Origin of the sequence: Mycolicibacterium vaccae NBRC 14118 = CIP 105934 (assembly GCF_001552715.1) — a bacterium.
Lineage (GTDB): Bacteria > Actinomycetota > Actinomycetes > Mycobacteriales > Mycobacteriaceae > Mycobacterium > Mycobacterium vaccae.
Map to the genome: position 1 here is coordinate 23603 of NZ_BCRS01000065.1, position 7239 is coordinate 30841.

Annotated in this window: 4 protein-coding genes; 1 reads left to right on the plus strand and 3 read right to left on the minus strand. The window is 70.7% G+C overall.

Going from position 1 to position 7239, the window contains the following annotated elements:
• Positions 1–191: 191 nt before the first annotated feature.
• Positions 192–2819 carry an alpha-glucan family phosphorylase gene (gene glgP, locus MVA01S_RS14270; RefSeq protein ID WP_003933444.1) on the plus strand — a complete coding sequence of 876 codons (2628 nt, stop codon included), beginning with the start codon at positions 192–194 and terminating at the stop codon, positions 2817–2819.
• A gap of 12 nt (positions 2820–2831) precedes the next feature.
• Here glgP and MVA01S_RS14275 read toward each other — a convergent pair whose 3' ends face one another.
• The 3 genes from MVA01S_RS14275 to MVA01S_RS14285 form a co-directional block, all read right to left on the minus strand.
• On the minus strand, positions 2832–4289 hold the full coding sequence (locus MVA01S_RS14275) for a neutral zinc metallopeptidase (RefSeq protein WP_003933443.1): 1458 nt from the start codon (positions 4287–4289) through the stop codon (positions 2832–2834).
• Positions 4290–4399: 110 nt separating this feature from the next.
• The gene (locus MVA01S_RS14280; RefSeq protein ID WP_003933442.1) at positions 4400–6406 is read right to left on the minus strand and encodes an ATP-dependent DNA helicase; all 2007 of its coding nucleotides are present in this window, start codon (positions 6404–6406) and stop codon (positions 4400–4402) included.
• Positions 6407–6412: 6 nt separating this feature from the next.
• Positions 6413–7239 (minus strand): beta/alpha barrel domain-containing protein (locus MVA01S_RS14285; RefSeq protein WP_494337726.1); only part of this gene is annotated, 827 nt, incomplete at its 5' end.

The following is a 7239-nucleotide window of genomic DNA, read 5'->3' on the forward strand; positions in this document are numbered from 1 at the left end:
ACCTGCGCGGCGACTGCCACGCTCCTTGCCTGTCGCGCCCTATACCCACCGTAGTGTCCGGCTCAACCTTTCGTCGGGCATCACCTTTCGCCGGACACCGGGGTTTGCGCGCACCGCGGGCATCAGGTCTTCGCCCGCCCGCGGGCGTGACCCCACCCGGCGGCGGGTTCACGTCAGTAAGGTGAATTCGCGTGAAAGCTCTCCGCCGGTTCACCGTCCGCGCCCATCTGCCCGCGCCGCTGGCCGCGCTCGAGCGGCTCTCGGTCAATCTGCGCTGGTCCTGGGACAAACCGACCCAGGATCTGTTCGCCGCGATCGACCCGCGGTTGTGGCAGCAGGTCGGGGACCCGGTGGCGCTGCTCGGCCAGGTCGGTCCGGCCCGGCTGGAGGAACTGGCCGCCGACGAGTCGTTCGTGCAGCGACTGAACGCGCTGGCCGCGGACCTGGACGACTACCTGACCAGGCCGTTGTGGTACCAGCAGCTCGCCGGGGAGAAGGCCACCGAACTGCCCAAGGGCATCGCGTACTTCTCGATGGAGTTCGGGGTCGCCGAGGTGCTGCCCAACTACTCCGGCGGTCTCGGGATCCTGGCCGGCGACCATCTGAAGTCGGCGTCGGATCTCGGTCTGCCGCTGATCGCGGTTGGGCTGTACTACCGCTCCGGGTACTTCCGGCAGTCGCTCAGCGCCGACGGCTGGCAGCACGAGAGTTATCCGTCGCTGGATCCGCAGGGACTGCCGTTGCGCCTGCTGACCGACCCCGCGGGGGCGCCGGTGCTGGTCGACCTCGCCCTGCCGGCCGGAGCGGAGCTGCACGCGCGGGTCTGGATCGCTCAGGTCGGCCGAATTCCGTTGCTGCTGTTGGACTCCGACGTTCCGGAGAACGAGCACGAGTTGCGTTCGGTGACCGACCGGTTGTACGGCGGCGATCAGGAGCACCGGATCCGGCAGGAGATCCTGGCCGGTATCGGTGGGGTGCGTGCCATTCGGGCGTTCACGGAGCTGGAAGGCCTGGCCGCTCCGGAGGTGTTCCACATGAACGAGGGGCACGCCGGCTTCCTGGGCGCCGAGCGCATCCGCGAGCTGACCGGGGCCGGTCTGGACTTCGACACCGCGCTGGCGGTGGTCCGCGCATCCACGGTGTTCACCACCCACACGCCGGTGGCCGCGGGCATCGACCGGTTTCCGGTCGAGATGGTGCAACGCTATTTCGGGCCGGCGACCGACGCCACCGCCTCCGGTGGTTCCCGGCTGCTGCCCGGGGTGCCGCTGGAGCGCATCGTGGCCTTCGGGGCGGAGGACGATCCGACGAAGTTCAACATGGCGCACATGGGTCTGCGCCTGGCGCAGCGCGCCAACGGGGTGTCCCTGCTGCACGGGCGGGTCAGCCGGGCGATGTTCAACGAGCTGTGGCCGGGATTCGATGCCGACGAGGTGCCGATCGGCTCGATCACCAACGGTGTGCACGCACCGACCTGGGCGGCGCCGCAGTGGCTGGAACTGGGACGCGAACTGCTCGGCAGCGGGGACTTGAGCCCGCTGCGGGAGATGGAGTCCTGGTCGCGCCTGCAACAGGTCGACTCGGGCCATCTGTGGTGGATCCGTTCCCAGCTGCGCGCCGAGCTGATCGACGATGTGCGCGCCAGGCTGCGTAGGTCGTGGCTGGAACGCGGTGCCGCAGATGCTGAACTCGGTTGGGTGGCAACGGCCTTCGATCCGAATATTCTCACCATCGGCTTCGCGCGCCGGGTGCCCACCTACAAGCGGCTGACGCTGATGCTGCGCGATCCGGAGCGTCTGACGCGATTGCTGCTCGACGACAAGCGGCCGATCCAGCTGATCGTGGCCGGCAAGTCGCATCCGGCCGACGAGGGCGGCAAGGCACTGATCCAGCAGATCGTGCGGTTCGCCGACCGGGCCGATCTGCGGCATCGCATCGCGTTCCTGCCCGACTACGACATCTCGATGGCGCGCAAGCTGTACCACGGCTGCGATGTGTGGCTGAACAATCCGCTGCGTCCGCTGGAGGCGTGTGGCACGTCGGGGATGAAGAGCGCGCTCAACGGCGGATTGAATCTGTCGATCCGCGACGGCTGGTGGGACGAGTGGTACGACGGCGAGAACGGCTGGGAGATCCCCACCGCCGACGGCCTCGCCGACGAGGGCAGGCGCGACGACCTGGAGGCCGCCGCGCTGTACGACCTCCTGGAGCGCGCCGTCACGCCGAAGTTCTATGACCGCGACGAGGCGGGAGTGCCGACGCGGTGGGTTGAGATGGTGCGCCACACGCTGCAGGTCCTGGGTCCCAAGGTGCTCGCGTCGCGCATGGTGCGCGATTACACCCAGAAGTACTACCTGCCCGCCGCGGAAGCGCTGCGGCAGGTCATCGAGCCCGCGCAGACCGGTGCGCCGGAGTTCGCCGTGCCGTTCGGCGCGGCGCGCGAACTCGCGCAGTACCGCAGGCGCGCCCACCAGGCGTGGCCGCAGATCAAGATCACCGACGTGGACAGCTACGGGCTCCCCGACACCCCGTTGCTGGGGTCCGAGTTGACCCTGACCGCCCAGGTGGCGCTCGACGGCCTGCGGCCCGAGGAAGTCACCGTGCAGGCCGTGGTGGGACGTGTCGACGCCGGTGACGCGCTGATCGACCCGGCCACCGTGCAGATGGTCCACACCGGGACGGCGGAGAGCGGCGACGAGATCTTCACCGCGACCACACCGCTGGCGGTGGCCGGCTCCGTCGGCTACACCGTGCGGGTGCTGCCGCACCACCGGCTGCTGGCCGGCGACAACGAACTCGGTCTGGTCACCTCGGCGTGAGGTCGGGGCCGCTCAGGCGAACCGCTTGAAGCAGCGCTCGGCGTCGCCGAGGACACCGACGCGGAATGCGTCGATACGGGAGAAGCCCGACGGGACGGAGTCGCCGTTGACGTCACTGGCCACCAGCCCGTTGGTCAGGATGCCCGACACCGCCTCGTCGACGTCGCCTGCGGTGAGCGCGACCGTCTCACCGTCGGGCGTGATCACCTCCTGGGTCATCTTGACGGTGGCGACGCCGGTCAGGCACGCGGTGCGCAGCGCGGTCTCGGCGTCGTCGAGCGGCAGGCTGCCGCGTTCCCGCTGCAGCGCCAGCATGTATCGCGACACCAGCACCGAGTAGGCCACGTTGTCGCCTGCGGCCAGTCTGTCGGCGGCGCGCGGATCGGCCTGCGCGCCCATTTCCTCCAGCCCGGGAAGGTCGACGACGATCGTGTTGGTGTCCGGGCAGTAGGAGGCCGGCGGACTCGCGCGCACTCCGGGGCAGTCCGAGGCTGCGTCGGCGTCGAAGCTCAGTGCGGGAGGGTCTTTGGGAGAGAACAGGATTCCCATCGCATCGACGATCGCGCGCACCGAACTCTCGGTGATCGGCAGCTCGCCGGTGCCGTCCTCGGGCAGCAGGACGGGTAGTTCTCCGCGCCGCTGTTCGATCTCGTCCATATCGATGCCCACGCAGGCCTGCGGTCCGTCGGTGAAGCCGAACTGGAAGGCCGACAACCGCTCGAAAGCCGAACCGTGCGCGTTGAACCCGGCGTCGGGGTCGCCCTCGGACTGCACCGGATCGCGGAACGACACCACACCGGCGAGCACGTTGTTCAGACCCTCGCCCGTGCTCAGGGTGAACCGCGGTGAGGAGTCCTCGGCGACCCACCGCATGTAGGTGCCGGCGAAACAGTCGGCCTGCTGCTCGGCGACCAGGGTGGGAGTGTCGTTGCGAGCCAACCCGGCCAGGCGCGAGATCGCGTGCCCGTACTCGTGGGCCAGCACCATCACCACACCGATGTCGCCGTAGGCCTTCTGGAGTCCGGGCAGCAGTTCGCCGCGGTCCCAGCCGAGTGTCCGTTCGGGGTAGCAGTAGCCGGCGTTGACCAGACCGAAGGTCTCTGTGCCGCAAAACGTTCCGTCGAACTCGTTGGCGTTCCAGGAGATCAGCTCGGCCACCGGCCGGAACCGCTCGTCGAAGGTCTCCTGGTACGCGGTCGCCCAGTAGTCCTCGATGTCGGTGACCGCACTGGCGGCGAGCTCGTCGATGGCGCTGCCGTCGGTGCCCTCGGGGTCCCGGGCGGGGCCCTCGGCGCCGGGCCGCACTCCGGTCGGACCGTCGGTCGCGGGCATCCCCGCCACCCGGAAGGGATCGTCGAAGATCGATACGGCGTTGCCCTGCAGCGTGGTCGCGCATCCGGAGGCGGCCAGCAGCGCGCAGGCGGCGACCGCGACGGCGAACGTCGTGCTCGGGCGTCTCGACGGACCCATGACCGTCGCCTTTCGTCAGTGCCGCTGGTGGATGACCACGGGCGACCGAACCTTCAGCCAGGATAGTGACTGCGCGTCGCGACCCGTCGGCATCGCCGATCCCCACGGGCTCATTGCACGGCGCGCAGCCGCTGCAGCGCCGCGCGCACCGCTGCGCCGTCGGTCGTCGCCCAGAACGGCGGCAACGACGCGCGCAGGTAGCTGCTGTAGCGCGCGGTGGCCATCCGGGAGTCGAGCACGGCCACCACGCCGCGGTCGTCGACGCGGCGCAACAGCCGGCCTGCGCCCTGGGCGAGCAGCAGTGCCGCGTGGCTGGCGGCCACGGCCATGAAACCGTTGCCGCCGCGCGCGGCGACCGCGCGCTGCCTGGCGGTCAGCAGCGGATCGTCCGGACGGGGGAACGGGATGCGGTCGATGAGCACCAGCGACAGCGACGGCCCGGGCACGTCGACGCCCTGCCACAGCGACAACGTGCCGAACAGCGAGGTCTGCTCGTCCTCGGCGAACCGCTGCACCAGCGCCGAGGTGGTGTCCTCGCCCTGGCACAGGACCGGGGTCTTGAGGCGTTCGCGCATCACCTCGGCGGTGGCCCTGGCGGCACGCATCGACGAGAACAGCCCCAGCGTGCGACCGTCGGCGGCTTCGATCAGCGCGGTGATCTCCTCGAGTTGCTCGGCCGAACCGGTGCCGTCGCGCCCGGGGGCCGGCAGGTGCGCGGCGACGTAGAGGATTCCCGCCTTCTTGTGGTCGAACGGCGACCCGACGTCCAGCCCCCGCCACCGGCCTGCGCCACCCGCCTGGGCGGGTTCGCCGTCCCGGTCGCGGCCCCCGGTCAGGCCCCAGGCCGAGGCCATCGCGTCGAAACTGCCGCCGATGGTCAGTGTCGCCGAGGTCAGCACCGCGGTCGACGGCCCGAACAGTCGGTTGCGCAGCAGGCCGGCCACCGACAGCGGCGCGACCCGCAGGATCGCGCGGCTACCGGACCTGGCGTCCTCGATGTGGTCGAGCCAGACGACGTCGGTGCGCTGCGGGATCGCAGGCACGAACGAGTCCAGAATCCGGGCGGCGGTGTCGCAGACATCGGTGAGCGCGGTGGCCGCCTCCGCCCGCGCCGACGTCGTCTTCGGATCGTTCGGGGCGGTGTCCACCGCGGTGCGGGCCGCGTGTGCGGCATCGCGCAGTGCCGTCAGGCAGGTGCCCAGTTCCTCGTCGAGCACGTCCAGGCGGCCGGGTTGCGCGTCGAAGATCGCCGACGAGAACGTCGCCGATGCCGCCTCCAGTCGCTCGGCGAGTTCGGCGTCGACCACGCGGGCGGCGCGCCGGTGCGCGACCCCCAGCAACGTCGCGGACAGCTCCGCGGTCGCCACCGCGGTGACCCGGTCCACCAACTCGTGCGCCTCGTCGACGACGAGCAACTCATGCTCGGGCAGCACGTTGGCGTCGCCGATGGCGTCGATGGCCAGCAGTGCGTGGTTGGTGACCACGACGTCGGCCTCGCCGGCCAGGCCGCGTGCGCGCTCGGCGAAGCACTCGGTGCCGAACGGGCAGCGCGACATCCCGATGCACTCGCGCGCCGACACGCTGACCTGCGCCCAGGACCGGTCCGGTACACCGGGTTTGAGATCGTCACGGTCACCGGTGGTCGTCGTCTCCGACCACTCGGTGAGCCGCACGACGTCACGGCCGAGCGTGCTGCTCGGCACCGGCGAGAACAACTCCTCCTGGGGCAGGTCGTCCGGCGTTCCGGCTGCGGAGCCGTTGTGGATCTTGTTCAGACACAGGTAGTTTCCGCGACCTTTCAGCAGCGCGAAGGAAGGTCGACGGGGCAGCGCGCCGGCGAGTGAGTCAGCCAGCCGCGGCAGGTCGCGATCGACCAGCTGCCGTTGCAGCGCGATGGTGGCGGTGGAGACCACCACCGGCCGGTTCTCCGAGAGCGCGTGCGCGATCGCGGGCACCAGGTAGGCCAGTGACTTGCCGGTGCCGGTACCGGCCTGGACGGCGAGATGCTCACCGGTGTCGAACGCGCGCGCGACGGCCTCCGCCATCGCGATCTGGCCCTCACGGGTGGCGCCGCCCAGTCCGGCGACCGCCGTGGCCAGCAGGTCGGTGACCTCCACCGGCGTCTACCTCGGGCCCCGTGCGGGCGCGATCATCCGGGTCGGGATCGCGGGGTCACCGTGGGACAGGCTCAGGCCGTCCCACGGCAGGCTGTGCAGGCCCTCGCCGACGAGCGCCCGCGCGCGGTCCAGCCCGAGATCGGCGACGGGTTCGCCATCGCGGACCAGCGGGATGGTCAGGTCGCGCCGGTCCAGGTCGGCCGGCACCGGCGGTGGGCTGCCCGCGGGATGCACCACCTCTTCGACGACGGTGCCCGAACGCTTGGCGAGTCTGTACGCCTGCTTGCGCCCGCCATGAGATCCCTTGTGGGTACTGCGTTTTTCGACCGCGATCCCGTCCACCTCGACCAGTTTGTAGACCATGCCCGCGGTGGGGGCGCCCGACCCGGTCACCACGGAGGTGCCGACGCCGTAGAAGTCCACCGGCTCGGCGCGCAAGGCCGCGATCGCGAACTCGTCGAGGTCGCCCGAGACCACGATGCGGGTCGCGGTGGCTCCGAGCCGGTCCAGCTGTTCGCGGACCTGACGGGCCAGCACGCCCAGATCGCCGGAGTCGATACGCACCGCGCCCAGCCCGCTGCCCGCGACCTCGACCGCGTTGGCGACGCCCGCGGTGATGTCGTAGGTGTCGACGAGAAGGGTGGTGCCGACGCCCAACGCGTCGACCTGGGCGCGGAAGGCGGCCTTCTCCCAGTCGGCGGGGGTCCCGTGCACGGTGGTGTGCAGCAGCGTGAACGCATGGGCGCTGGTGCCGAGCGCGGGCACGCCGTGGCGACGCGCGGCGGCGAGGTTCGACGTGCCCGCGAAGCCGACGAGGTAGGCCGCGCGCGCCG

Bases quoted from the DNA above. Each gene is read 5' to 3' on its own strand.
- MVA01S_RS14275 (WP_003933443.1), bottom strand. From the start codon at position 4,289: ATGGGTCCGTCGAGACGCCCGAGCACGACGTTCGCCGTCGCGGTCGCC.